27 protein-coding genes and 1 pseudogene are annotated in these 25,120 nt (G+C 52.7%); 5 read left to right on the forward strand and 23 right to left on the reverse strand.

Translation table 11 applies throughout. The features are described from left to right. Positions 1-55: 55 nt before the first annotated feature. Both R1T46_RS16355 and R1T46_RS16360 read right to left on the reverse strand, forming a co-directional pair. Positions 56-472 (reverse strand): VOC family protein, encoded by a 417-nt coding sequence (locus R1T46_RS16355; protein WP_317306205.1) that lies wholly within the window; start codon positions 470-472, stop codon positions 56-58. Positions 473-589: 117 nt separating this feature from the next. Then, positions 590-988 carry a DUF6930 domain-containing protein gene (locus R1T46_RS16360; RefSeq protein WP_317306206.1) on the reverse strand — a complete coding sequence of 133 codons (399 nt, stop codon included), beginning with the start codon at positions 986-988 and terminating at the stop codon, positions 590-592. 283 nt (positions 989-1,271) lie between these two features. On the opposite strand from R1T46_RS16360, the gene R1T46_RS16365 reads away from it, so the two are divergent. The 4 genes from R1T46_RS16365 (at position 1,272) to tnpC (ending at position 5,175) form a co-directional block, all read left to right on the forward strand. Further along, entirely contained in the window at positions 1,272-2,519 is a 1,248-nt protein-coding gene (locus R1T46_RS16365) for an IS256 family transposase (RefSeq protein ID WP_041332453.1), read from the forward strand. Positions 2,520-2,839: 320 nt separating this feature from the next. Next, the gene (gene tnpA / locus R1T46_RS16370) at positions 2,840-3,148 is read left to right on the forward strand and encodes an IS66 family insertion sequence element accessory protein TnpA (protein WP_317305974.1); all 309 of its coding nucleotides are present in this window, start codon (positions 2,840-2,842) and stop codon (positions 3,146-3,148) included. Then, positions 3,148-3,516, forward strand: a complete 369-nt coding sequence (tnpB, locus tag R1T46_RS16375; protein WP_114435616.1) for an IS66 family insertion sequence element accessory protein TnpB — start codon at positions 3,148-3,150, stop codon at positions 3,514-3,516. The genes tnpA and tnpB overlap by 1 nt, the downstream gene beginning before the upstream one ends. Before the next feature lie 57 nt (positions 3,517-3,573). Continuing rightward, positions 3,574-5,175, forward strand: a complete 1,602-nt coding sequence (tnpC, locus tag R1T46_RS16380) for an IS66 family transposase (protein WP_106762036.1) — start codon at positions 3,574-3,576, stop codon at positions 5,173-5,175. On the opposite strand, the gene R1T46_RS16385 is transcribed toward tnpC, so the two are convergent. The 8 genes from R1T46_RS16385 to R1T46_RS16420 all read right to left on the reverse strand — a co-directional run bounded on the left by R1T46_RS16385 (position 5,172) and on the right by R1T46_RS16420 (position 9,622). Next, entirely contained in the window at positions 5,172-5,504 is a 333-nt protein-coding gene (locus R1T46_RS16385) for a hypothetical protein (protein WP_317306208.1), read from the reverse strand. The two genes, tnpC and R1T46_RS16385, sit on opposite strands and share 4 nt — an antisense overlap. Before the next feature lie 123 nt (positions 5,505-5,627). Next, the gene (locus tag R1T46_RS16390) at positions 5,628-6,050 is read right to left on the reverse strand and encodes a hypothetical protein (RefSeq protein ID WP_317306209.1); all 423 of its coding nucleotides are present in this window, start codon (positions 6,048-6,050) and stop codon (positions 5,628-5,630) included. A 75-nt stretch (positions 6,051-6,125) separates the two neighbouring features. Next, positions 6,126-6,524: a GFA family protein gene (locus R1T46_RS16395; protein ID WP_317306210.1), complete on the reverse strand. Its 399-nt coding sequence runs from the start codon at positions 6,522-6,524 to the stop codon at positions 6,126-6,128. An 83-nt stretch (positions 6,525-6,607) separates the two neighbouring features. Further along, positions 6,608-7,201, reverse strand: coding sequence for a hypothetical protein (locus R1T46_RS16400; RefSeq protein WP_317306211.1), 594 nt, complete (start codon positions 7,199-7,201; stop codon positions 6,608-6,610). A 95-nt stretch (positions 7,202-7,296) separates the two neighbouring features. Continuing rightward, positions 7,297-7,632 carry a hypothetical protein gene (locus R1T46_RS16405; protein ID WP_317306212.1) on the reverse strand — a complete coding sequence of 112 codons (336 nt, stop codon included), beginning with the start codon at positions 7,630-7,632 and terminating at the stop codon, positions 7,297-7,299. Positions 7,633-8,014: 382 nt separating this feature from the next. Next, positions 8,015-8,392, reverse strand: a complete 378-nt coding sequence (locus tag R1T46_RS16410; protein WP_126810266.1) for a hypothetical protein — start codon at positions 8,390-8,392, stop codon at positions 8,015-8,017. A gap of 160 nt (positions 8,393-8,552) precedes the next feature. Next, positions 8,553-8,975 carry a hypothetical protein gene (locus R1T46_RS16415; RefSeq protein ID WP_317306213.1) on the reverse strand — a complete coding sequence of 141 codons (423 nt, stop codon included), beginning with the start codon at positions 8,973-8,975 and terminating at the stop codon, positions 8,553-8,555. Positions 8,976-9,076: 101 nt separating this feature from the next. After that, positions 9,077-9,622, reverse strand: a complete 546-nt coding sequence (locus R1T46_RS16420; RefSeq protein ID WP_317306214.1) for a hypothetical protein — start codon at positions 9,620-9,622, stop codon at positions 9,077-9,079. Between the two features lie 1,041 nt (positions 9,623-10,663). On the opposite strand from R1T46_RS16420, the gene R1T46_RS16425 reads away from it, so the two are divergent. Next, a protein-coding gene (locus R1T46_RS16425) for an IS3 family transposase (protein ID WP_317306215.1) occupies positions 10,664-11,835 on the forward strand; the annotation gives its coding sequence in 2 pieces (ribosomal slippage) (positions 10,664-10,913 and positions 10,913-11,835; 1,173 coding nt in all). A 425-nt stretch (positions 11,836-12,260) separates the two neighbouring features. On the opposite strand, the gene R1T46_RS16430 is transcribed toward R1T46_RS16425, so the two are convergent. From R1T46_RS16430 to R1T46_RS16485, 13 genes and pseudogenes are all read right to left on the reverse strand, one after another. Beyond that, complete coding sequence (locus R1T46_RS16430; RefSeq protein WP_317306210.1) at positions 12,261-12,659, reverse strand: GFA family protein; 399 nt, start codon at positions 12,657-12,659, stop codon at positions 12,261-12,263. A 1,274-nt stretch (positions 12,660-13,933) separates the two neighbouring features. Continuing rightward, a complete protein-coding gene (locus R1T46_RS16435) occupies positions 13,934-14,377 on the reverse strand; it encodes a hypothetical protein (RefSeq protein WP_136632425.1) in 444 nt (147 codons plus the stop codon). Positions 14,378-14,464: 87 nt separating this feature from the next. Then, the gene (locus R1T46_RS16440) at positions 14,465-14,935 is read right to left on the reverse strand and encodes a hypothetical protein (RefSeq protein WP_317306217.1); all 471 of its coding nucleotides are present in this window, start codon (positions 14,933-14,935) and stop codon (positions 14,465-14,467) included. 101 nt (positions 14,936-15,036) lie between these two features. Continuing rightward, a complete protein-coding gene (locus tag R1T46_RS16445) occupies positions 15,037-15,609 on the reverse strand; it encodes a hypothetical protein (protein ID WP_317306218.1) in 573 nt (190 codons plus the stop codon). A 1,670-nt stretch (positions 15,610-17,279) separates the two neighbouring features. Beyond that, positions 17,280-17,957: a class I SAM-dependent methyltransferase gene (locus tag R1T46_RS16450; RefSeq protein ID WP_317306219.1), complete on the reverse strand. Its 678-nt coding sequence runs from the start codon at positions 17,955-17,957 to the stop codon at positions 17,280-17,282. 360 nt (positions 17,958-18,317) lie between these two features. After that, positions 18,318-19,489 (reverse strand): IS3 family transposase gene (locus R1T46_RS16455; RefSeq protein ID WP_317306215.1). Its coding sequence is split into 2 segments (ribosomal slippage): positions 18,318-19,240 and positions 19,240-19,489, totalling 1,173 coding nucleotides; the frame shifts between segments, so codons are not numbered across the junction. A 595-nt stretch (positions 19,490-20,084) separates the two neighbouring features. Then, positions 20,085-20,930: a hypothetical protein gene (locus tag R1T46_RS16460; RefSeq protein ID WP_317306220.1), complete on the reverse strand. Its 846-nt coding sequence runs from the start codon at positions 20,928-20,930 to the stop codon at positions 20,085-20,087. A gap of 95 nt (positions 20,931-21,025) precedes the next feature. Continuing rightward, positions 21,026-21,388 (reverse strand): hypothetical protein, encoded by a 363-nt coding sequence (locus R1T46_RS16465; RefSeq protein ID WP_317306221.1) that lies wholly within the window; start codon positions 21,386-21,388, stop codon positions 21,026-21,028. 100 nt (positions 21,389-21,488) lie between these two features. Beyond that, positions 21,489-22,013, reverse strand: a complete 525-nt coding sequence (locus R1T46_RS16470; RefSeq protein WP_213480187.1) for an adenylate kinase — start codon at positions 22,011-22,013, stop codon at positions 21,489-21,491. A 314-nt stretch (positions 22,014-22,327) separates the two neighbouring features. Continuing rightward, positions 22,328-23,263: an IS3 family transposase gene (locus R1T46_RS16475; RefSeq protein WP_410174133.1), complete on the reverse strand. Its 936-nt coding sequence runs from the start codon at positions 23,261-23,263 to the stop codon at positions 22,328-22,330. Next, positions 23,257-23,508, reverse strand: a pseudogene (locus R1T46_RS21645) (transposase); the annotation flags it as partial. The gene R1T46_RS16475 and the pseudogene R1T46_RS21645, both read right to left, overlap by 7 nt. 480 nt (positions 23,509-23,988) lie before the next feature. Then, complete coding sequence (locus R1T46_RS16480; RefSeq protein WP_224849414.1) at positions 23,989-24,456, reverse strand: nucleotidyltransferase; 468 nt, start codon at positions 24,454-24,456, stop codon at positions 23,989-23,991. 93 nt (positions 24,457-24,549) lie between these two features. Continuing rightward, complete coding sequence (locus tag R1T46_RS16485) at positions 24,550-24,924, reverse strand: hypothetical protein (protein WP_213480215.1); 375 nt, start codon at positions 24,922-24,924, stop codon at positions 24,550-24,552. Positions 24,925-25,120 lie beyond the last annotated feature (196 nt).

Below are 25,120 nucleotides of genomic sequence, written 5' to 3' on the forward strand. Positions count from 1 at the left end.
GCCGCGGCGAAACCGCGCAGCGGTTTTGACGTCGGCTGGAGCGCATTGTTAGCACTCACTCGACTTGCAACCCTGGGATGTGCGCAAGTTCGAACTTCATTCCGTCCGGCCCCTCGAAGAACACGGCATAGTATCCCGGTGCGTAATCGTATTCTGCAGGAGCATCCAACACTTTGACACCGCGTTCCCGGAGCAAAGCATAGAGGTCATCTACCTGACCACGCGAGGCTGCATTAAATGCGAGATGGTGTAATCCGGGTGCATAACGCTTGTGTTCATGAGCCTGCAACTCGTCGCTCGCTTGCCAGAGATTTAAAGCAGTTCCAGTGGCTCCAGACACCCACACGGATAATCCTTCCAATTGCTCTGCCTTCTCGTACCCTAAAAAGCGCAGTACCGGAGTGAGTAGCGATTCGGCTTCATGCAAATTGCTGACCGTGAGTGCAACGTGATTGATAGCGCCAAGTGTCATTGAAACCTCTCAATTGAGTGCTAACGCCGTTGTTCAGCGGTGCCCTTGTAGCGCAGCGAAAAGGGCATCCGGTGGAGGGCCGTCAGGCCCGGAACGAACTGGAACACTTGGTTAGATTTATTGGATCCTACCGCCTGAAACATGGGCCGCGAAACCTTCCCTCGCTTCCTGTGTTATGCCGGATAGATCTTTGGCCGGGACTCGCTCAACTTCAATCCCCATGGCCTCAGCGACTTTGACCAGATCATCCGCGTGGTACTCATTCGCTATGAACAATTTTTGGGGTCTTGAGCCAGATTGGCCTTCAGCGTCGGCCAACAATTTCCGTGACAGGAATTCCGGCAAACCAGACATGCTTACCTGAACAAGCTCCATGCCAAAGATCATCCCCGTTGCCACCTCCATGATGGCCATAGCGTTGAAATCTCCATCGGCCTCCGTCATCACCGGTGCTTCGTTCAATTGGAAAAGCAGCCAGGCTTCATTGTGGGCATAATCAGACGGCTCAATTGGCAACGTACTCTCCTGATTCTTTTAAATCTAACGCTGAGGTAACCGGCGCCGGAGCGACAGCGGAGGGAACCAAAAGCGGTACGCTTTTGACGTCCGGTTGACCGACTGGTTAGTGGCGTATAGCGACATTGCCTAAATTTGGCTCATCATTCGAACTCGATCAATGCACCAATGCTAATCGACCTCTGAGTTATAACTGAATCTGGTGTTTGAAGATTTGAAAGAAAGCGGCGTATCTGGTTGATTTGTTGTCGCCAAACAGTCAACCAACCAAGAGTACACCGCCATGGGAAAGAGTAACGTTGTCGGGATATCAGGTCGAGAGGAATCGGTTGATCCTTTGACCGAGTTGCTGCGTCGAGGCGCACGGGAGTTGATTCATCAGGCAGTCGAAGCTGAGTTGTCTGAGTTCATGGACACCGTTGGAGGGCGTAAGCTGGAGGATGGTCGAGCGGCCGTGGTTCGCAATGGGTATCAACCTGAGCGAGCCATTCAAACGGGGGTTGGCCCGATCACCGTCAAAGTACCGAAGGTGCGAGCAAAAGATGGTCACCCGGTGACCTTCCGGTCGGCCTTGGTTCCGCCGTATGTCCGCAAGACCCGCTCGCTGGAAGCGGCGTTGCCCTGGCTGTACCTCAAAGGGGTGTCGACTGGTGAGATGGAGAGTGCGCTGGAGATTCTGGTGGGCCCGGAGGCCAAGGGCTTGTCGGCCAGCACCGTCGCCCGACTGAAACGTCAGTGGGCCCAGGAGTATGACGCCTGGCGCCAATGTCGATTAGACCGGGACCGTTGGGTGTACCTGTGGGCGGACGGCATCTACAGCGGTTTGCGGGCCGAGGATGCCAAGCTGTGCGCCCTGGTCGTGATCGGTGTGAATGACCGCGGCGAGAAGCGCTTCTTGGCGATTGAGGACGGTGTCCGCGAGTCCACACAGAGCTGGCGTGAAGTGTTGCTGGATCTCAAGGCGCGAGGCTTGAATGCGCCCAGCCTGGCCATTGGCGATGGCGCCATGGGCTTCTGGGCGGCACTCGAGGAAGTATACGGCGAAACACGTCAGCAACGGTGTTGGATGCATAAGACCGGCAATGTGCTGAACTGCGTGCCCAAGTCGGTCCAGTCCAAGATGAAGACGGCCCTGCACGACATCTGGCAGGCGGAGACCAAGGAGGACGCCGAAACCGCCTTCGATCGGTTCGAGAAGCGATTTGAAGCCAAATACCCAAAGGCCGTCCAGTGCCTGCAAAAGGATCGCGAAGAACTGTTGGCCTTTTATGATTTCCCGGCCCAGCACTGGCAGAGCTTGAGGACGACCAATCCGATTGAGTCGACCTTCGGCACCATCCGCCACCGGACCAAGAGAACAAAGGGCTGCCTGAGTCGGGACGGCATGTTGCAGATGATGTTCAAGCTCGGGGAGTGTGCGCAGAAAAACTGGCGCCGTCAGCGCGGCTTCCACTATCTGGGCAAGGTCATCACTGGGGTTAAATTCAGAGACGGAATCGAGGTGGATACAGACAATCAGGATGTTGCTTGATCAAGTCTCTGAACACCAGATTTGACGATAGCTCTCGACCTCTGGATTTCTCCTCTAAAAGCTTACCAAGCTCCTCAAGCTTCTCTTCACTAAAACTTCCAAAGCCATGAAAGCCCATCATGAAGCGTAAGCCATCCAAGGTTTTTACCTCTAGTACATAGTTCATAGCACTGTTGCCGTCTGACGCAGTGACCCTCACGATTGTCATTGCGCCATCAGACGAGAATTTGCTGTTTCGTAAGCGCCAATAAATCCGCACCTGTAGCTGACGCCCGAGTTTCGCCACACTGATTCCTGCTTTCACATTAAAGAGGAATCCGATGACTACCCCTGATTTACACCAGTTCTGGCAAGAGACGCTGTCGGACTGGCAGGCCTCGGGCCTGTCCGGTGCAGCCTACTGCAAACAAGAGTCGCTTGTTTATCATCGGTTTGTCTACTGGCGGCAGAAGCTGACCGGCCGTGTCGAATCCAGCGAACCGGTTCAAGCTCGATCCGGATTCGCTCGTGTGGCTCCGATTCCGGATACAGGAGTCGGTTTGACCGTGTCACTGCCCGGCGGCGTATCGATCACCGGTCTGCATGCCGGTAATATCGATTTGCTGGGTGCCGTCTTGAGACAGCTGTGATGCGTCACCGCTATCTGCGCCCTTCCTGGGATCTGCCGGAGATCTATCTGTACCGAAAGCCCATCGACTTCCGCAAGCAGGCCAACGGCCTGGCCCTGCTGGTGGAACAGGAACTGGGGCACAGCCCATTCTCCGGTGCACTTTACGCCTTCACCAACCGGCAGCGGAACAAGATCAAATGCCTGATGTGGGAAGACAACGGCTTTGTGCTCTATTACAAAGCCCTGGCCGAGGAGAAATTCAAGTGGCCAGGGCCTGCGGATGAACTGATGCCGCTGACCGGTGAACAGATCAACTGGTTGTTGGACGGCTACGACATCAGTCTGTTGCGGGGCCATAAAACCCTGCACTATGAGAGTGTCGGATAGCCCTTTTTGCATTACGTTTTAGGTGTGCCAGGGCATTGTTTTTGCTATAATTCCGCCATGAAATCAACGCCTGATAACGCCCTCAAAACCCCGGATCTCAACGGTTTATCGACCGCTGAGATGGTGGCGGTTATCAGCGGCCTTCAGCAGCAACTCGCCTCCAAAGAAGACGCCATCCAGCGACGAGACGCTCGCATCGAGATCCTCGAAGAACTGCTGCGCCATAAGAAGATCCAGCAGTTCGCCGCCAGCAGTGAAAAGCTGCCCAATCAGATCCTGCTGTTCGATGAGGTCGAGCTGGAAGTCGAGATTGATGAACTGCGCGATGAGCTGCCGGACGATGTCGAAGAGGAAGAGACGCCCCGCCGTTCCCGCAAGCGCCGCCAACGTGGCTTCTCCGATACGCTGCTGCGTGAGCGTATTGAATTAACCCTCAGCGACGAAGAGAAAGCCGGTGCCAGCAAGACCTTCTTCACCAAGGTGAAGGAAGAGCTGGAGTACATTCCCGCTCAACTGAAAGTGCTGGAGTACTGGCAGGAAAAGGCGGTGTTCGAGCAGGACGGCGAAGAGCGCATTGTTGCGGCTGCCCGTCCGGCGCGCCCGCTGGGCAAGTGCATCGCCACCCCGTCACTGCTGGCTTACCTCATTACCTCCAAGTATGCCGACGGTCTGCCGTTGTACCGTCAGGAACAAATGTTCCAGCGCCTGGGGCATGAAGTGAGTCGCACCAGCATGGCTCACTGGATCATCCGGCTGAATGACGTCTTCCAGCCGCTGATCAACCTGATGCGGGAAACCCAGAATAGCGGTGATTACCTGCAAGCCGATGAAACCCGGATCCAGGTGCTCAAGGAAGACGGTAAGACCGCCCAATCCGACAAATGGATGTGGGTCACCCGGGGTGGTCCACCGGGAAAACCTTCGGTTCTGTTCGAGTATGATCCATCACGAGGTGGCAAGGTACCGGTGCGTCTGCTGGATGACTTCCAGGGCATTCTGCAAGCCGATGGCTATTCCGGCTATGGGCAGGTCTGTGCCACGAACAAGCTGACGCGGATCGGATGTTGGGATCACGCGAGACGTAAGTACGTGGAGGCGTCCCGGGCGGCACCGGCCAAAGGCAAAAAAGGCCAACCCTCAAAGGCGGATGTAGCCCTGAGCCACATCCGCAAACTGTACGCCATTGAAAAGGCCGCCCGGGATCTGAGCGACGCGGAGCGATATCGGGTTCGCCAGGAAAAGAGTCTGCCGTTGTTGAACGCCTTTAAAGCCTGGCTGGAGAAAAATGCCCCCAAGGTGATGAAAGGCCTGCTTACCCGTCAGGCCATGGATTACACCCTGAACCAATGGGACTACCTGGTCGGCTACTGTGAGCGCGGTGACCTGAAGATCAGCAATGCCGGAGCCGAGAACGCCATCCGCCCGTTTGCCCTCGGCAGAAAAGCCTGGCTCTTCGCCGATACCTCACAAGGGGCGAAAGCCAGCGCCACCTGCTATTCGCTCATCGAAACCGCCAAGGCCAATGGCCTGGAGCCTTCAGCTTATATCCACCATGTGTTGGAACGCATTGCTGAGTCCGACACGCTGGAGAAGCTCGAAGCGTTGCTGCCCTGGAATGCCGAGTTGCCGGCTTCGAAAAAAGTGGCTCAATACGATTAGGGCAAGCGGGTCGATTTAACGGCGCTTACGCTGTTTCGCTTTCCGAACCAGTGCTTACCCTTCAGTACAAATACCGACCCATCCCCTTCCAAGGTTATTCGCTTATCTGGAATTAAGAGATATAAAAGGCCGAATACCATAAGCCCCAAACCGATGCTTGCGAACCAGAACCAAGCCTCTAAGGTTGGATCATCCCAAACGAAAAAAATCAAACACGCGGCAAGCAAGCCAATCACACCAAAAATAATTGCGTTGGGTAAAATAGGACGGTCGAAGCACACGCTTTCACCGCTCGATTTGACCATTTTGTACATATCGGTCGAAAACACGTGTCTAGACCTTCTCTAAAATTCTCAGGGACAGAGGCTCTCCGCCACTAACGCTTGCAGCATGCGCGCCCATGAAATGGAGCCGAAGGCGCAATGTAGTGGGCGTCGCCGTGCCTGCACTGGTTAGGCATTCGACACCGTGGCAGATGCGACATACGCAAGCCCAACCATGCCGAAAATAAAACAACCAAAGCCGATAGCTGCAAGAATCCAAATTAACGATTCACACCAGCCAGGGCCATTTGGAGCATCGTGCCGATTGCCATCTATTTTTTGCCGCCACCTTTCTCCAAAGGCGTAATCCCTACCAATGACCGCAACGAGGGATGAGGCAAGACTCAGGATGGAAATAAAGAGGCCCCACCAGGATGCTTGCAGAATAGGAATGAGATCCTCAGATAGCAGTGCACGCGAAGAGCCACTGAAGAAGCCGATAGAGACGGTCAGCGAACCGCCGGCCAGTACGAAAATTGCTCGCACCAATGAATCTGCACGGCCCCGAAGGTCGGCCTGATGTGCGTTAAACTGCTCATTCTCGTCTGTCATAGTTTTACTGCCTAACGCTGAGCGCACCGGCGGCCTGACAAGGCCGTCCGAGTGACGCGGCTTGTTATCACTGTCTCAGTCGTACTCCGCATTCTGAGGCAGATCATCCGTAATCTCGAACCAGGGCGCCTTGCTGCCCACGAACACGTGGCGCTCTGCTTTTAAGCCCGGATCGGTATCAAGTGTTCCGAGTGGGAAACCATAGATACCGGGGTGTGCATCGAATTTTGTGTAGAGGCTGGAACCGCAGTTTGAGCAAAAGCCCTTATGCTCGCCCGGAGAAGATTCGTAAAACTTCATCAACTCCTGACCCTTAATAGTATGCCAGTCAGAAGAGTTTACCTTCGCTCGGGTTCTGAACGCTGAAGCGTGTAGCTTCCGGCACATTGAGCAGTGACAGTTCAGGACGTCGGTCAGTGGACCGTTAATTTCGTATTGGATGCCTCCGCAGAGACAACTACCCGTTTGCTTCATTGATGCACTTCCTTGTGTGATAACGCCTTGGGTAAGCCGCCGGGACGGAGCGCAGCGTAGTACCGGTCGGCTTCACCCACTGGTTAAGTTTTGTCTGCGGCTGCCACAAACAGATCATAATACTTCTCAGCCTCTTCCTCTGGTCCCAACGCAACATCTACAAGCATTTGGAGACTCCAGACTGGCCCAAGAATCACCTGATCCAGATCTAAATCGTCTGGATGGGATTCCGGATCTATTGCCATTTCAAAATACTCGAACCACCACATTTCGATCTTTCGTAACAGCGCCACCATTTCGTCGAATGCTTCCGCAACGTTGAAATCTACCCCACTGGACGCGAAACAAAGCATTTCGTGTGTCAGCGTGTTGCGGCACTTTTTAACGTGTTCAAACTTCCCCATGTCCTCATCATTGATGGCGTCCATGTCCTGCAGCCACCTCAATGACGCGTAGACGGGACTTCTATTCAGGGAAAGGACCTTTTCTTTGTACTCTGGGCTGATAAACGGTCCATCCTGATCAAACCCGTTCGTAAAGAAACCTTCGATCTTTTCTACAATGCTGCTCTTCAGCATTTCGAAAGCCATCGAGAATATTGATGCTGTGATGATGTTGGTTTTGAGGGTTTCTGGGTGAAGAGTCCGTTCCCAGGATGCTCGTATTTTTTCATCCATGACCGATCCCGATGTAAACTTAACGCCTGCAGCATGCGCGCCCATGGAATGGAGCCGAAGGCGCAATGTAATGGGCGTCGCCGTGCCTGCAATGGTTAGGCATTGCTGACCCAGTATAGGTATCTCAGCCACTTCGCTACGAACATGCCGAGTATCCATGAGGCAGCCAAAGCGTATCTATCGGCTTGAGAGAGCGGGTACGCATCGCCTGCAATCAATATTCCCATTCCCACAAATGTGAAGACAGCACTCAAAAGCAGAAGCCAGAGAATGCTGTTCAGCATGACGCCTAAAGCACTATTGTTAAGAAACAGCGATTTACTGGCTCTATAGCGCCGTTCTTTCTCCGTATTTGTGGCTAGAGTGCTACCGAGAATGCCACCCGATACTAGACCAGAAAGAACTACTACGATGGAAATAGATTCACTCACTATTTTGCCTAACGCTGAGCACAGCGGCGCCACGACAGTGGCGTCCGGCGGCCGCAGGCCGCGTACTGATGCGCCTTGTTAATGGCCGGTTACCCGGCGTTTGATCTCTGGCACCAAATTCCGAATGCCCTCTGCCATACAGCTTGCACTCACCCTAGCCCATGGCGCGAGGAACCAGAACACAAAGCTTCCAGATTTTGCAGTGTTTTGCGGGGAGAAGAGCTGACTGATGGTAAACATTTGAAAGCAACTCCCTGCTTCACTGCCTAAACCCTTCCGTGGCCTTGGCCATTAACGCCTGCATAAACGGCGCCCTGACAAGGGCGTCCGGTGGAGGCCCATCGGGCCGGAACGTATTTAATGCATTGGTTAGGTGCATTCCTCAACCAAGCTCCCTAAAGCGTTCCAAGACGGACACAATTACCGCACCATACATTGGAAGAAAAAGAACCAAAAACAGCATTCCCGGGTTACTGGAAATAAAGCCACTAAGATCAAGACCTCCTCGGAGGCTCTGAACGGCAAGCACCATTTGTACGACCAAAGAAACCACAAGCCAGCACCTTGCAAACTTTGACGTTTCAAGCGCCTTATCTGGTCTGATCCAATTTTCTTTGGAAAGTGAAAGTAGGCTAACCAAAATTATGAAACCCCAAACAGAGACCCTTGTAGCAAATATGTTGTCACTGGCGATTGTTGTGAGAAGCAGAGCAAAGACAAGCCCAAATGCCACCAAAAAGCGCTGCTGACGATTTGTCATTCATTGCCCTCAATAACTGCCTGGCGAAATGATCAGCCCCGAATGTGAACACCTAACGCTTGCAGCATGCGCGCCCATGGAATGGAGCCAAAGGCGCAATGTAATGGGCGTCGCCGTGCCTGCACTGGTTAGGAAACACCGCTCGACCACTCGGTTAACTTCATGACTCTCTGAGCGATATCATCTCTCTCAGCATCGGCTTCAGCTCGTCAATTCTATCTTCGATGACCTCGAAATACCGTGAGGTATTTGTGTTCCTATCTAACCAATCGACCTCATAAATTATGTTATCGACCCTTTTGTCGACGGAACTGACCAAAGAATCGGTTCTGAAGTCATATGCGCCATCAATACTACAATCTGTCATTTTTCGGGATAAATCTGAGATTCCCCTCGATTTTTTGACCTTCTCTTTTATACACTCAAAGCAAACATCATCTGTGGCAAGCTCCTGTTCGATCTGATGCAACTTCTCGATCATCTCCGAAAAGTGACTACCGCATTGCGTAACAACTGGACTCTGTTCTGAACAGGCAATCAAGAAGAAAGATGCCAAAAAAACGATCGAATTCATTTTAGTCATGACGCGGCATCCTAACGCCGTTGTTCAGCGGCAGCCTTGGCAGAGCGAAGCGGCGACAAGGCTGTCCGGTGGAGGGCCGATAGGCCCGGAACGAACTGCAACTATTGGTTAGTTGTGTATTGGCCATCTCGCCAGTAATAAATATCCAAGTCCACCCTCGCGATGCCGACTTTTTGAGCTTCTTCAGCCGCCTTCTCTTGGTAAATTGAGCTGATGTCTGGGGTAAGACGCCGGATATTTGGCCACTTGGGCAGAGAGGACTTGTGTAAGGCATAAAGGTTCCGGGCCACATCCCCATCAAGAGGGATCTCGAGCCAGCCCCTCAGTCGTTCGATTGAATATTCTTTGCTCAAATAAGCGTTGTAGAGACAGTCTCTGAAGAAGATATTCAAAACCTTGCGCGCAGCGCCCCAGTTTCCCTTTGCTCCCAATGGAAACGACTCAGACAATTCTAAGGTTCTATCCTCAAGAAATTGGAGATACTGGTCATTGGTGCTGACTGACCTTAATTCAGATAGCTCGATACCCTGCAGGAATGATCGCGCTCTACCGATCACTTCCGGTGCGCCCTGGTTACGCAGGGTAGAGCGACCGATAGCCAACTGCCCCGTTCTTTGTTGAAGAATACTAATAAATTCCTGATTCATAGAAACAACTAACGCTGAGCTTAGCGGCGCCCTTGTAATGGAGGCGAAGCCGCAATGAAAAGGGCGTCCGGCGGCCATCGGCCGCGTACTACAGCGACTGGTTAAGTGGCTGACAGCTCGCAGATTTATGATGGCACCCAGCGATCGTTATCATATTCGTACGCCCACCAATCACCGCCAAGCTCACCATCTACTTCCTCTATACGAAGGTACTTTTCCGCAGGCATATATTTCTTCGCTGCCATTTTTGCTGCGTCTAGGGACGAGTGAATTGTAATCTCTTCCCCTGCGTACAATTTGAACACTTCATTGCTCATTCTCGAAGCCATTTAACGCTGAGCACAGCGGCGCCCCGACTGGGGCGTCCGGCGGCCATCGGCCGCGTACTGATGCGCCTTGTTAATAGCCAGTTACCCGGCGATTGATCCCTGGCACCCAAACCCGAATGCCCTCTGCCATACAGCTTGCACTCACACTAGCCCATGGCGCGAGGAACCAGAACACGAAGCTTCCAGATTTTGCAGTGTTTTGCGGGGAGATGAATTGGACGGTGGTAAACATTTGAAAGCAACTCCCTGCTTTACTGACTGAATCCTTCCGAGGCCTTGGCCATTAACGCGAAGCTAAGCGGCGCCCTGACAAGGGCGTCCGGTGGACGGCCGTCAGGCCGGGAACAACCTTAAGCGACTGGTTAGCTGGAGGTAACTTTGAAGACCATTCCCTGGCAACCAACATCACGGCCTGCTCCATTGCCCTTGCACCGACGCTTGCCAATGCAACGTGATTAAAACCACCGCCTTTGATGCGGTGAATGAACCTGAACTTCAGAGTAGCAGATCAAGATTCAGTTTTCGGCGGATTGCCCCGCACGGCGACTACTGAATTTTATACCGGCCTAATACCTGTTTGAGCTGCCAGCAAGACTGCGAGTTTTGACGGCCTTGGCGATGCTCTAAAAGTACCGGGTTTGTAGTGGCATAGTGACTTTGGCCACCTGATTTTGAGTGTATGATCACTCACATAATGAATCAGGTGAAGACGATGGCGAAAACTAGAAACTTCAGTCCGGAATTCCGTTTGGAGGCAGCCCAACTGGTGGTCGACCAAGGATACACAGTGAAAGCTGCCTGCGATGCCATGGGTGTCGGTAAATCCACCATGGAGTACTGGGTCCGTAAACTTCGTTCCGAACGGGCTGGCAAAGCGCCCAGAGGCGAGGCCCTGACCACAGAGCAGCGTGAGATTCAGGAACTGAAGCGCCGCCTTCGTCGGTCGGAGGAAGAAAAGGAAATCTTAAAAAAGGCTACCGCTCTCTTGATGTCGGACTCCCTGAGCAATTCTCGATAATCGAGCGACTTGAAGAGAGCTATACGGTGCAGCGCCTGTGTCGGGTGTTTGGGGTGCATCGCAGCAGCTACCGGGCATGGCGTGACCGGGATAGAACGCCCTGTGACGCTGAGCAAGCACTCCAAGAGCAGGTTATTGAGGCCCACGAGACCAGCAATGGTTCAGCCGGGGCACGGACGATTGCCAGCATGGTGACACAGGCCGGAATACCGCTGAGCCGTTACCGAGCCAGCCGACGGATGAAGCAGCTGGGACTGGTCAGTACGCAGCCGCCAAGCCACGTTTACAAGAAGGCCGATCAGCCGCACCTGGATATTCCGAATCTTCTTGACAGGGAGTTCGACGTAGAGGAACCCAATCAAGTATGGACCGGAGACATCACCTATCTTTGGACCGGTGCGCGCTGGGCTTATCTAGCTGTTGTGATCGATTTGTTTTCCCGTAAACCGGTGGGCTGGGCCATATCCCTATCACCGAATACGGATCTGGTGAAGAAGGCGCTGACGATTGCGTATGAATCCCGTGGGAAGCCATCAGGAGTCATGTTCCACTCGGATCAGGGATGTCAGTACACAAGCCTGAGGTTCCGGCAGTTGTTATGGAGCTACCAGATGAAACAGAGCCTCAGCCGACGGGGGAATTGCTGGGATAATGCCCCGACAGAGCGCTTCTTCCGGAGTCTGAAAACAGAATGGGTGCCGGAAATCGGGTATCCATGCTTTGCCGCGGCGAAGCAATCGGTCACGGATTACATGATCGGCTATTACAGTGCGCTGCGACCGCACAAACACAACAGTGGATTGCCGCCGAATGCGGCAGAGAAGGCCTACTGGAAAACTCAAAAGACGGTGGTCTATAACACTTGACCACTACAGGTTTGCTGCCCATTTGAGGCCAAGGCCCCGTGGCACCGAAGCACCCAAAAACATCCAAAGCACTACCAGCTAACGCTGAGCACAGCGGCGCCCCGACTGGGGCGTCCGGCGGCCATCGGCCGCGTACTGATGCGCCTTGTTAATAGCCAGTTACCCGGCGATTGATCCCTGGCACCCAAACCCGAATGCCCTCTGCCATACAGCTTGCACTCACACTAGCCCATGGCGCGAGGAACCAGAACACGAAGCTTCCAGATTTTGCAGTGTTTTGCGGGGAGATGAATTGGACGGTGGTAAACATTTGAAAGCAACTCCCTGCTTTACTGACTGAATCCTTCCGAGGCCTTGGCCATTAACGCTGAGCGCACCGGCGGCCTGACAAGGCCGTCCGAGTGACGCGGCTTGTTATCACTGTCTCAGTCGTACTCCGCATTCTGAGGCAGATCATCCGTAATCTCGAACCAGGGCGCCTTGCTGCCCACGAACACGTGGCGCTCTGCTTTTAAGCCCGGATCGGTATCAAGTGTTCCGAGTGGGAAACCATAGATACCGGGGTGTGCATCGAATTTTGTGTAGAGGCTGGAACCGCAGTTTGAGCAAAAGCCCTTATGCTCGCCCGGAGAAGATTCGTAAAACTTCATCAACTCCTGACCCTTAATAGTATGCCAGTCAGAAGAGTTTACCTTCGCTCGGGTTCTGAACGCTGAAGCGTGTAGCTTCCGGCACATTGAGCAGTGACAGTTCAGGACGTCGGTCAGTGGACCGTTAATTTCGTATTGGATGCCTCCGCAGAGACAACTACCCGTTTGCTTCATTGATGCACTTCCTTGTGTGATAACGCTGAGGTAACCGGCGCCGAAGCGCAGCGGAGGGAACCAAAAGCGGTACGCTTTTGGCGTCCGGTTGACCGCCTGGTTAATGGCCGTTCACCACCATGGTTAAGCCTGGAAACCCAGGCCGCATGCCCTCTCCCGGAAAGCTTGCACCAACTCGACGGATGGAGAAAGGAACCAGAACGCAAACGCTACCCAACCGATTACCATTTGAGACGGACGGCCCCACGACTGGGGCACGTCATGAATACCAACACTGCTGGCCATTGTGGCAACCAAACCAAACAGCGCATTTTCCGGCCTTGGCGATCACCAGAGTGAGCGGGCTTACAACCAATCCCGGTGCCAAGGCCTTTGCACCCCACTTGCTAAAAACTCACGAATGCCGGGCCAATAACGCTGCGCACAACGGCGCCCTTGGAATGGAGGCGAAGCCGCAATGCAAAGGGCGTCCGGCGGCCCCCGGGCCGCGAATTGATGCGCCTGGTTAGATGCCGTTTACCCCGGCAATTTATTGCGGCACCCAATGCGGAATGCCCACTCCCGATACTTTGCACCAGCGCAACCCATGGCGCTAGGAAACGGAACACTGTATGGGCAAATGATGCACGAAATTTACGCCGGATTGCCCCACAACCTGAACACCGAGTTACCCGCCAAAACCGATGACTGACTGGCGGCTGTGTTTTGCCTGAAAACTACTGCCAAGCCGCGCCCGAACACCAAGCCCAAAAGCGACGAAGCCTGGGCCTTTAACGCCTGCATAAACGGCGGCTTTTACGCAGCGAAGCGGAGTAAAAGCCGTCCGGTGGAGGGCCGTCGGCCCGGAACGCATTTGATGCACTGGTTAGCTGGGGGTAACGATGAAGACCAATCCCTGGCTAACAACTCGACGGCATGCTCCGCTGCCCTGGCACCAACATATGCCGATGCACTTTGATTGAAAATACCGCCACCGAAGCGGCGAATGAACCTGAACTTCAGAGTAGCAGGTAAGCAAGGAACCGGGTTTCGGCGGACAGCCCCGCAACGCAAACGCCCCCCTTCATACCAACACCAAACTCTGATGAGCTACCAGCAAGACGACGGACTTTGACGGCCTTGGCAGAACGCCATTGATTCAGGCTTTGTTACCCGGTTTCGGCCAAGGCCAACAGCACCCAACCACCAAAAAAGACCAGGGCACTACCAGCTAACGCCCGCAGCACGCGCAAAGTTGGAGCGCAGCGGAAACTTTGTCGCTGTGCCTGCGATTGTTATAGCGCGTATGCCTCGCCAATGACTTTCTCATAATTATCAGCACTGAATTCAAACGGACCAAGCCCCTCAATAAGGTCGGGCTCTTCATAACCATTTTCGTATGCAAAATCGCTCCACACGTAGGTATCGCCGGATCTGGTGATCTTACAGCCGTATGCCCCGCAACCAATATCGGCACATTCTGGACAAATATAGATCAAGCTTCTGCCTGATTCTGTTTCTGGGCTTTCTCTAAGTAAGAGCTGCTTCAAACTGTGCTCGTTTAGGTTGGCCCAACCGCGAGCGAAACACCCCAGAAAATCTTTGTGACCACCAGCCGCACGAATGATGGTCTCTAGCAGGGAGTTACCATCTATCGTGAAATCACAGGAAAAGCTTTCATGAACTTTACATCCACCACTTTCACTTCCTGGCCTATAGAGAATCTTGAAATCTAGCACTGCACACCTATTGCGCTATAACGCAGAGCGCACCGGTGGCCTTTACAGAGCGGAGCGGCGTAAAGGGCATCCGAGTGACGCGTTTGGTTAAATGCAATTCGCGACATGCACATAACTTCCAACCCCCAGCCGCAAACAGTCTGAATAATCTTCGGGCTCAGACCCCGTAAATATGGATTGCACCAACAGAGTATGGTCCACGATCCCATCGAAGCTCAGCTCAAAACCGTGTCCGTTCCAGGCTTCACCCATTTGCCGAACAGCGGTTACCTGAGCTCCCATAAACCGATCGAACATAACAAAACTCACAATGCCACTGCCGTCGGAAGTTTGTCTTTCTTTGGGTGATGCTCCCAGTTCGTGAAATCCCAGAATCTCACCACCAATCTCAGGCTGAGCAGCGAACCAGCGGCCACCAGCTTTCAAATAGAGCACATTGAACTCATCTGCAACGTAGTTAACCAACGCTTTCTCCAGCGACAAACCTACGATCTTGGGAAGATCAGCGGTCTTTTGAAGTATGAGTTCAGGATAGTTATACGAGGTCATCTTCCCCACATTTAACGCCTGCATAAACGGCGGCTTTTATGCAGCGAAGCGGAGAAAAAGCCGTCCGGTGGAGGCCCATCGGGCCGGAACGAATTTGATGCATTTGTTAACTATTTTAATACATCATCCTCATTTATTTTCATGGCAATATTTTCATAGATTCTCGTTAACGTTTCTTCTTCTGCGGAGAACGGATATGCCACGGGGAAAGCTAGAATCATAGGCAGCCACTGGACAAGCACAATCCTATCCTTTGCTTCGTAAAAGTACTCATCCTCTCTAGCATTTAAAATTTGTGCCGTAACCTTGTAGTCCGATGTTTCCCATGATGGAACTACATATAGTGTTGCTCCGGTTATTATTGCCGGTATTAAAGCAGCAGGGTCTTTGCTCAGGTTTATGTTCACGTACATATGCGGAACACCGTCTTTTGGAACTTCGCTTTGCCTCAAGCGCCAACCATATTGTCTCATCGCAGAAATCAAAGACTCTTCGTACACTCCTAACGGGCCGTATGTAGCGCTTTTATCTATTGAATAAGTCATCAATTCTGGGTCACTACTTACGGTTGGCGAGTAGTCAGCTGTTGCCCTTGGAACTTGATAAGACTGAAACCTAGCGCAACCTGTTACAATCACCCCTATAATCGCCAGAATAGTTAGTCTCTTGATAATTGATGCCATTCTCGTACTCCCAATAGTTAACGCTGAGGTAACCGGCGCCGGAGCGATAGCGGAGGGAACCAAAAGCGGTACGCTTTTGGCGTCCGGTTGACCGCCTTGTTAATGGCCGTTCACCACCGTGGTTGAGCCTGACACCCAGGCCGCATGCCCTCTCCCGGACAGCTTGCACCAACTCGACGGATGGCGACAGGAACCAGAACGCAAAAGCCGCCGACCCGATTACCATTTAAGACGGACGACCCCACAACTGGGGCACGCCATGAATACCAACACCGCTGGCCATTGTGGCAACCAAACCAGACAGCGAATTTTCCGGCCTTGGCGATCACCAGAGTGAGCGGGCTTACAACCAATCCCGGTGCCAAGGCCTTTGCACCGCACCAGCAAAAAACTCATGAATGCCGGGCCAATAACGCTGAGGTAACCGGCGCCGGAGCGCAGCGGAGGGAACCAAAAGCGGTACGCTTTTGGCGTCCGGTTGACCGCCTGGTTAATGGCCGTTCACCACCATGGTTAAGCCTGGAAACCCAGGCAGCATGCCCTCTCCCGGAAAGTTTGCACCAACTTGACCGATGGCGAAAGGAACCAGAACGCAAAAGCCGCCGACCCGATTACCGTTTAAGACGGACGGCCCCACGACTGGGGCACGTCATGAATACCAACACTGCTGGCCATTGTGGCAACCAAACCAGACAGCGCATTTTCCGGCCTTGGCGATCACCAGAGTGAGCGGGCTTACAACCAATCCCGGTGCCAAGGCCTTTGCACCCCACCTGCCAAAAACTCACGAATGCCGGGCCAATAACGCTGAGGTAACCGGCGCCGGAGCGATAGCGGAGGGAACCAAAAGCGGTACGCTTTTGGCGTCCGGTTGACCGCCTGGTTAATGGCCGTTCACCACCGTGGTTGAGCCTGGAAACCCAGACCGCATGCCCTCTCCCGGACAGCTTGCACCAACTCGACGGATGGCGAAAGGAACCAGAACGCAAAGGCTACCCGCCCGATTACCGTTTGAGACGGACGGCCCCAAAACTGGGGCACGCCATGAATACCAACACCGCTGGCCATTGTGGCAACCAAACCAGACAGCGAATTTTCCGGCCTTGGCGATCACCAGAGTGAACGAGCGTTGCAACCAAACCCGGTGCCAAGGCCTTTGCACCGCACCCGCGCCCGCCAAAAACTCACAAATGCCGGGCCAATAACGCGAAGGTAACCGGCGCCGGAGCGCAGCGGAGGGAACCAAAAGCGGTACGCTTTTGGTGTCCGGTTGACCGCCTGGTTAATGGCCGTTCACCACCGTGGTTGAGCCTGTAAACCCAGACCGCATGCCCTCCCCCGGACAGCTTGCACCAACTCGACGGATGGCGACAGGAACCAGAACGCAAAAGCCGCCGACCCGATTACCATTTAAGACGGACGGCCCCGCGACTGGGGCACGTCATAAATACCGACACCGCTGGCCATTGTGGCAACCAAACCAAACAGCGCTTTTTCCGGCCTTGGCGATCACCAGAGTGAGCGGGCTTACAACCAATCCCGGTGCCAAGGCCTTTGCACCCCACCTGCTAAAGACTCACGAATGCCGGGCCAATAACGCCAGCCAGCATGCGCGCCTTTGTAGTGGAGGCGAAGCCGCAACGAAAAAGGCGTCGCCGTGCCTGGCATGGTTATACAGACTTCGCCACCAACATTTCGGTGGCACCTTTTTGAAACCGGTAGCTAACAGGCTGCAATGAGACATCAATCCCATTGGCGGATAATGTCGTCATAACCTGATCCAAATGCTTCGAGGCCTCTCCGTCCAGAGATACAACAGGAAAGACGCGGACTTCGGAGGCAACTCTGCATAGCTCCCGCATTGAATCCAAGTGAGCCGCGCCATCTACATGGTCACTGTAGAGAAAAAGGTAGTGTGAGCAGACTGCTAAATCGAATTCGGAGTCAGAAAACGGAAGCGAAGGCAACGATGCTGATACATACCGCCCTTGCCGGCAACCCGCATCAAAGTCGGACAGGAACCTCGACATGGCCTTCATACGGACCTCGCCAAGCTGCTCGACGCTACTCAGTGAATCCCAGATATAGTTGCCTACCCCCTGCCGCATCTTAGTCATGATTTCCGGATACACGTCGTCAATCCGGCGACGTATTTCGTCAGCCCGAAACTGGTAAACCGGATCACAAGAAGTGACTTGGAACCCACGGTCTGTTGCCTCGACATTGAAGCTCGCGGGGCCATCACCACAACCAAGGATTCGCTTGCTCAGGTCACCCTCGGTTAATCCGAACATTGCCTGATATTCTTCAAAAGACCGACCCCATGGGACTACGTTGGTTAACTCCAAACCTGACTCTCCTTAGTCTGTATAACGCCTGCGGTAACCGGCGCCGGAGCGCAGCGGAGGGAACCAAAAGCGCCCCGCTTTTGGCGTCCGGTTGACCGCCTGGTTATACGTTTTCACCCAAGGCCTCTTTCATCAGGACAAATGCTTGGTCCAAGCACTCGCCAGCTTTTGAGTCATAGTAAGTATTTGACTCGAGCATCATGCGAAGAATGGAGTAAAGGCCATTCTTGTGTGATGGGATGATGCTGCCCATACCTTGAATGCGACTAATCAGTTTCTCAGTATCTTTAACCGAGCCATCTAAACCCTCAGATTTCAAGATAGGCACAGCTTTACTTAGCTGATCAACTATTGTAGTGGTCAAGTGTTATAGACCACCGTCTTTTGAGTTTTCCAGTAGGCCTTCTCTGCCGCATTCGGCGGCAATCCACTGTTGTGTTTGTGCGGTCGCAGCGCACTGTAATAGCCGATCATGTAATCCGTGACCGATTGCTTCGCCGCGGCAAAGCATGGATACCCGATTTCCGGCACCCATTCTGTTTTCAGACTCCGGAAGAAGCGCTCTGTCGGGGCATTATCCCAGCAATTCCCCCGTCGGCTGAGGCTCTGTTTCATCTGGTAGCTCCATAACAACTGCCGGAACCTCAGGCTTGTGTACTGACATCCCTGATCCGAGTGGAACATGACTCCTGATGGCTTCCCACGGGATTCATACGCAATCGTCAGCGCCTTCTTCACCAGATCCGTATTCGGTGATAGGGATATGGCCCAGCCCACCGGTTTACGGGAAAACAAATCGATCACAACAGCTAGATAAGCCCAGCGCGCACCGGTCCAAAGATAGGTGATGTCTCCGGTCCATACTTGATTGGGTTCCTCTACGTCGAACTCCCTGTCAAGAAGATTCGGAATATCCAGGTGCGGCTGATCGGCCTTCTTGTAAACGTGGCTTGGCGGCTGCGTACTGACCAGTCCCAGCTGCTTCATCCGTCGGCTGGCTCGGTAACGGCTCAGCGGTATTCCGGCCTGTGTCACCATGCTGGCAATCGTCCGTGCCCCGGCTGAACCATTGCTGGTCTCGTGGGCCTCAATAACCTGCTCTTGGAGTGCTTGCTCAGCGTCACAGGGCGTTCTATCCCGGTCACGCCATGCCCGGTAGCTGCTGCGATGCACCCCAAACACCCGACACAGGCGCTGCACCGTATAGCTCTCTTCAAGTCGCTCGATTATCGAGAATTGCTCAGGGAGTCCGACATCAAGAGAGCGGTAGCCTTTTTTAAGATTTCCTTTTCTTCCTCCGACCGACGAAGGCGGCGCTTCAGTTCCTGAATCTCACGCTGCTCTGTGGTCAGGGCCTCGCCTCTGGGCGCTTTGCCAGCCCGTTCGGAACGAAGTTTACGGACCCAGTACTCCATGGTGGATTTACCGACACCCATGGCATCGCAGGCAGCTTTCACTGTGTATCCTTGGTCGACCACCAGTTGGGCTGCCTCCAAACGGAATTCCGGACTGAAGTTTCTAGTTTTCGCCATCGTCTTCACCTGATTCATTATGTGAGTGATCATACACTCAAAATCAGGTGGCCAAAGTCACTATGCCACTACACTATCTCTTCAAATTGTGGTTGTCTGGTAGACATGCTCGATTCTTCTTTTACGTATAACGCTGAGGTAACCGGCGCCGGAGCGATAGCGGAGGGAACCAAAAGCGGTACGCTTTTGGCGTCCGGTTGACCGCCTGGTTAATGGCCGTTCACCACCGTGGTTGAGCCTGACACCTAGGCCGCATGCCCTCTCCCGGACAGCTTGCACCAACTCGACGGATGGCGAAAGGAACCAGAACGCAAAATCTGCCGGCCCAACTACCGTTTATGACGGACGGCCCCACAACTGGGGCACACCATGAATACCAACACCGCTGACCACTGTGGCAACCAAACCAGACAGCGAATTTTCCGGCCTTGGCGATCACCAGAGTGAGCGGGCTTTACAACCAAGTCCAGTGCCAAGGCCTTTGCACCGCACCTGCTAAAAACTCACGAATGCCGGGCCAATAACGCTTGGCACAGCGGACGTTTTGGAGCGACGCAGGAGCGGAAAAACGTTCCGACTGCTGCCACTGGTTATATTAATGTTCGATCCGAAGGAACTTTGAGAACAGCCTATCAATTTCTTTTAGCTGGGAATTTAGCCAGATCTTGATATCCCTCTGCTTATGGATATTTTCTGTTCTCTCCGTTCCTTGGGGCAGTCCCTCCAGCTCAGAGTTGAGGGTTTGAAGGTCCACAACTTTCTCCCAGATTTTCTCGTCCAAGTAGGATGCAATCTGATCGTCAAAAAGCCATTTTGCTTCTTTGGTGGCTGCCAAGAATTTAAACATATTTTCGTCGGTAGCTTTTCCGGTCTGCATGATTGAAACAATGAGACCTTTTGTTGCGTCGTATACTGAAAATCTTCGCTCAAAAAGATCTAGCTTCAATCTATTCTGTGCTGTTTTCCACTGCCGCCATGCTATGTACGCAGCCAAGAATGCGATAACTGGCGTGAGTAACGCGTTGGATATCTCAGCCAGAGGGAGGCTTGAAAATGTGAATTCCAAACTATTTTCGTTGCTATCCTCGATAAAAAATAGATCCCCATACCCCCAAATAATGGTGCCAAGAAGAGCGAAAACTACCGCAGCGCCTGACAAGGCTTTAAACCACTTTCGATACACCGGCGGCACCTCAAACGGTACCGCGTAAGCGGACTCGGAAGGATTTATAAAGGGGTTAATCTTGAACAAGATGAATTCCACCCAAATCGCCCCGATAACCATTACCGAACCGCTGCGTTGAAACCAAGCACCAAATGTGTCCCGAGCTGGAGAAATATCCGGCCAAACCAAGGCAACGAATGATAGAGCAGCAGCGAAAACTAAAAAGACACTACATCCGATCAGTTTCTGCTTAATTGTGGACAGATCCTCTGACAAACCTTACTCCCCAAAAATATAACGCAAAGCACACGGGTGACGACCGCGCAGCGGTTGGCATCCCAGCGGCCGCAGGCCGCGAGTGATGCGTATTGTTAGGCATACTGCGCACCAACCATGAATAGAGGCAGCCAAACTGCAACCGATACAAACATAACACCCGTAATTGCAAAAAATGCTGCACTACCAGCAGCATGAGAAAAATATACCGTTGGGCGGCTGGCAAGGTGCTTATGAAAATTGTTTGCTATGGCCTTAAATGTGGCCCTAATTATGTCCATTTGAAACTGCGCCCAGGTAAGAAAAGGCTTGAGCATGATGAGCAAACAAGCAAATGCCACCTCTAAGCCTGCCACCTCAACGAACAGCAGCAGGTAACCGGCAAATGGTGTTGCTACTAAAATTGCCAAAAGCATCAATGCTCTTTTTAACCAAACGTGACGATTGAGAAAATCCATCTACTATCCTTATTGCCTAACGCCCACATAAAAGGCGAGCGTCAGCGAGTCCAGCCCACGTTTTTTGTGGGCGATTTTTAATGTGCTTGTTATATGCGATTTATTGCACATTTTTCTCAACAAAGCTATTTAACTCAGAAATCGACCGAATGACATACAGTGTCTTGTTTGCCGATAGTTTTTCCAGCTTTTGCAAGAACTCCTTGTTCCAAAATTTAGGGCAAAGCTTTAATACCTTGTAGCTATTAAGTGTCCCCTTTAATACAGAACTCCCATCAGGCCAACCTTCTGGTTTTTTAACTAACCCTTTAATGAGCCGCTTGGTCACTAACCAATAGGTGACCAAGTAGGGCAACTCTATGTAGATAAGAGTGTCGGCTTCTTCCAAGCGCCTATGGAAAGAATTCAATGAATTTATTGGGCCAAAGCCTTCAATAATCCACTCTTCGGAGGAGAGAATGTTCTCGTGAGCCTCTTCATAGCTTTCCCTATCTATCTCTTGGCCATTCTGTTCATATAAAATTGAATCCAAAGCATACAATTTTATTCCGGTAGCTGATGCAAGTCTTTTGCTTAAAGTGGATTTCCCATTAGCTGGCTTACCGAAGACTGCTACTTTTTTCATTCTAGTTCCTCCAAGGACTATTACCCAGAGGCAGAAATAGAAAACCCGCCTCTTGGGCGGGTTTGATAAATTAGTGACGCATCAACAATCCCACCATTCCTATGGAATGATGATAATTCGAACTGCCTGTTTCGTAGAATTTGTATGCATTCGCTCATTTTGATTAAGGAGTAATTCAATGTCAACTGAATATTTGATAAGAGTATCTTTGTTCAAGCATATAACGCCGATAATAAGCGGCGCGCTTTAGCGCGTCCGGTGGAAGCCCGCCAGGGCTGGAATGGTATTCCCCCAAACAAATAGACACGCCTCCATCAGTTAGCTCCCTCGAACTCCAGCGGAGTCCGGTAACCAAGGCTGCTGTGCAGCCGTCGGGTGTTATAGAAGCGCTCAATATAGTGTTTTATATGATGTCTTAATTGGCGAAGCGTGACAAAGCTGGTTGCGTGCAGCAGTTCTCCTTTCAAGCTTTTGAAGAACGATTCCACCTCGGCATTATCAGTACAATATCCTGGACGGCTCATGCTATGAACCACCTGATGGCGGGTGAGCATATTACGCATTTTGAGGGCTCTGAATTCGGTTCCTCGGTCAGTGTGCAGCAGGAGCCCTGGCGACGGTGATCGGTCGGCCATGGCCTGCTTGAGGGCCCCACAAGACAGGTCACCGCTCAGGCTCGCTTCGAGCTTCCACCCAACAATGCGACGGGAAAACAAGTCCAGCACCACCGCCAGAAACACGTTCTTCCGGCCCATTTTGATGTAGGTGACATCGCTGCTCCATTGCTGGTTGATGGCCACGGGTTTCGCCATTGCCAGACGGTAGTTCGGCCAAGCCTTGAGGACCGCCCTTCGGGTGAGTAAGCGTCGATAGATTCTGTGGGTGCGGGCCTTCATGCCCCAAACCCGCATCAGTCGAGCAACGCGATTCTCGCCCACCCGAATGCCTTGGCTCTTAAGGGTTCGATACACCTTTGGGCTGCCATAGCGACCTTCACTTTCATTGAAAATCCGTCGTATACGGAGCAACAGGTCAGCGTTTTCAGCAGCCCGTTTGCCGGGCTTGCGGTTCGCCCAGGCGTAGTAACCGGAGCGCGAGATGTTCAGATGGCGACACAGGGCCTTTACGCCGTGTTGTCGTCGGTGTTTCCAGACGAACCGGAACGCTTCTGTCGTTCCTCGGCCTGAAAACGTTGAAACTTTTTTAGAACGTCGTTCTCCTCTTGAAGCTCGGCGATTTGTCGCTTCAATCGGTTGATCTCGTCCTGTTCACTGATTTTCTTTTTGGCTTCAGCTGGCGCTCGCTTAACCCGTTTCATGGCGAATCTCCCCTCACGGTGCTCCTTACGCCAGCGTGACAGCATAAAGGGATGAATATCCAGCGCTTCGGCAACGCTTTTGACACTGCGGTGGGCCTGGTGGCTCCACTCAACGGCTTTAACTTTGAACTCGGTGGTGTACTTCTCGGTTTTCTTGCCGGTCTTGATAGCAGGCATCGTTTTTCTCCTCAGTCGGAGTTATCGATGCGTGTCTATTGAAGTGGGGGAAGTGCAGAACGAACTTGATTGACTGGTTATGTGGATTAGCGATGGAACCTCGCTAGTACAGCGCTGCCCGTGTACTCACTGTTGCACTTTGCACACCGATAAAGCGGCCTAGGGCGACGCCAAAGCCATGCTCCTACCCCGCCAAATGTGCAGATAATTACAAGACCAAGAGCCTGGCTTTGTTCGAAAAATTCCATTCCAATTATTAGCCCCAAAATCATGAGGATAAAGAAGCTAGGCATTCCGTCGTAAGGTGAAAGCGCTGGCGCCCTAGACGAGACATACAGCGTATCTGGCTCAACAGTACCAATTTTCCGCAAAAACCCGCCGCATACTCTGCACTTCTTCATAATTCACGCATAACGCCCGCCATCACCGGTGACAAAACCGGCGCGAAGCAGAGGTTTTGGCATCCGGTGCATGGCTTGGTTATGCGCTCTCACGGATGGCACGAATATCCTCGATATCCACCGGCCGTGAGAGCGCAGATTTATACCGGATCAGATCTTCCTTCAGCATAAGGGGAAGCTCAAGACCCAGCAAATGCACCGTCGCATAGCGAGAAAAATCTATGTTGAGTGGAACCCACGTCTCGTTGCCTGCATCGAAGATTCGCGGACAGTCAGCGTTACCTACCTCCACTTTGATGCCTTCATACTTAAACTGGACGTAGGTTAGATCCCAGCCTTCCTCTTGGCGGTGAGCGGCGGCCTTGGATACAAATTCCTGGCCGGCCTGAACCACTGACGAAAAGTGCTCACAAGGGACGAAAAGGTCGATGTCATTCAGATCACGCTCAGAGCCATATCCCTTTGCAGCGAGTCCCCCACAGATCAGAAAAGGGATATTCCTATCTCTTAGTAACCCTACAATCCATTGGGCTGCCAAATGATGCACGCCTCCTCCTTTTGCGCATAACGCTTGCAGCATGCGCGCCCATGTAATGGAGCCGAAGGCGCAATGTAGTGGGCGTCGCCGTGCCTGCACTGGTTATGTGCTGATGGATAAAGCACAGGTTCCTCCCGCTATCTCGACGGAGCCAAAATCTCCAATGATTTGAACGCTCTCAGGCTGAATCAATAATGTATCAATGTTGCCGTAATCGCACTCACCGGAGGCATCCGTGGACCTATTCGCTTCTGCCATCGAGAGTAGTCCCTGTACCGATTTAACCCCCTCGAATATTAAATTACCTTTCCGGTAGCAGGTGTACTCACCGTCCTTGGGCGCATAGTAATACTTCGATTCTGGCCAAACACTGACTTCCAGATTGAAAACCAAGCGATCACCCTCGTAATGCCACCCGAGCACGAACGAGTCATTCAGATCAATTCCCCGGAATAGGTCAATTTCTCGCCAGTCCATGGTCACCTACACATAACGCCCGGCTTTGGGGCGGACTTGTAGCTGCGAAGCAGCGGAAAGGCCGTCCCAGCCCCGAAGGGGCGGCAACAGCCGCTTGTTATGTGCGGCTAACTTGATCATTCTTTGAGCCTTAGTTTTCGCCATGTAAGCCAAGAGCAGATGACTCCGGCCAAAAAGCTTCCGGGTAAAACAACGA

Source organism: Marinobacter salarius (assembly GCF_032922745.1).
In the GTDB taxonomy this organism is placed as follows: domain Bacteria; phylum Pseudomonadota; class Gammaproteobacteria; order Pseudomonadales; family Oleiphilaceae; genus Marinobacter.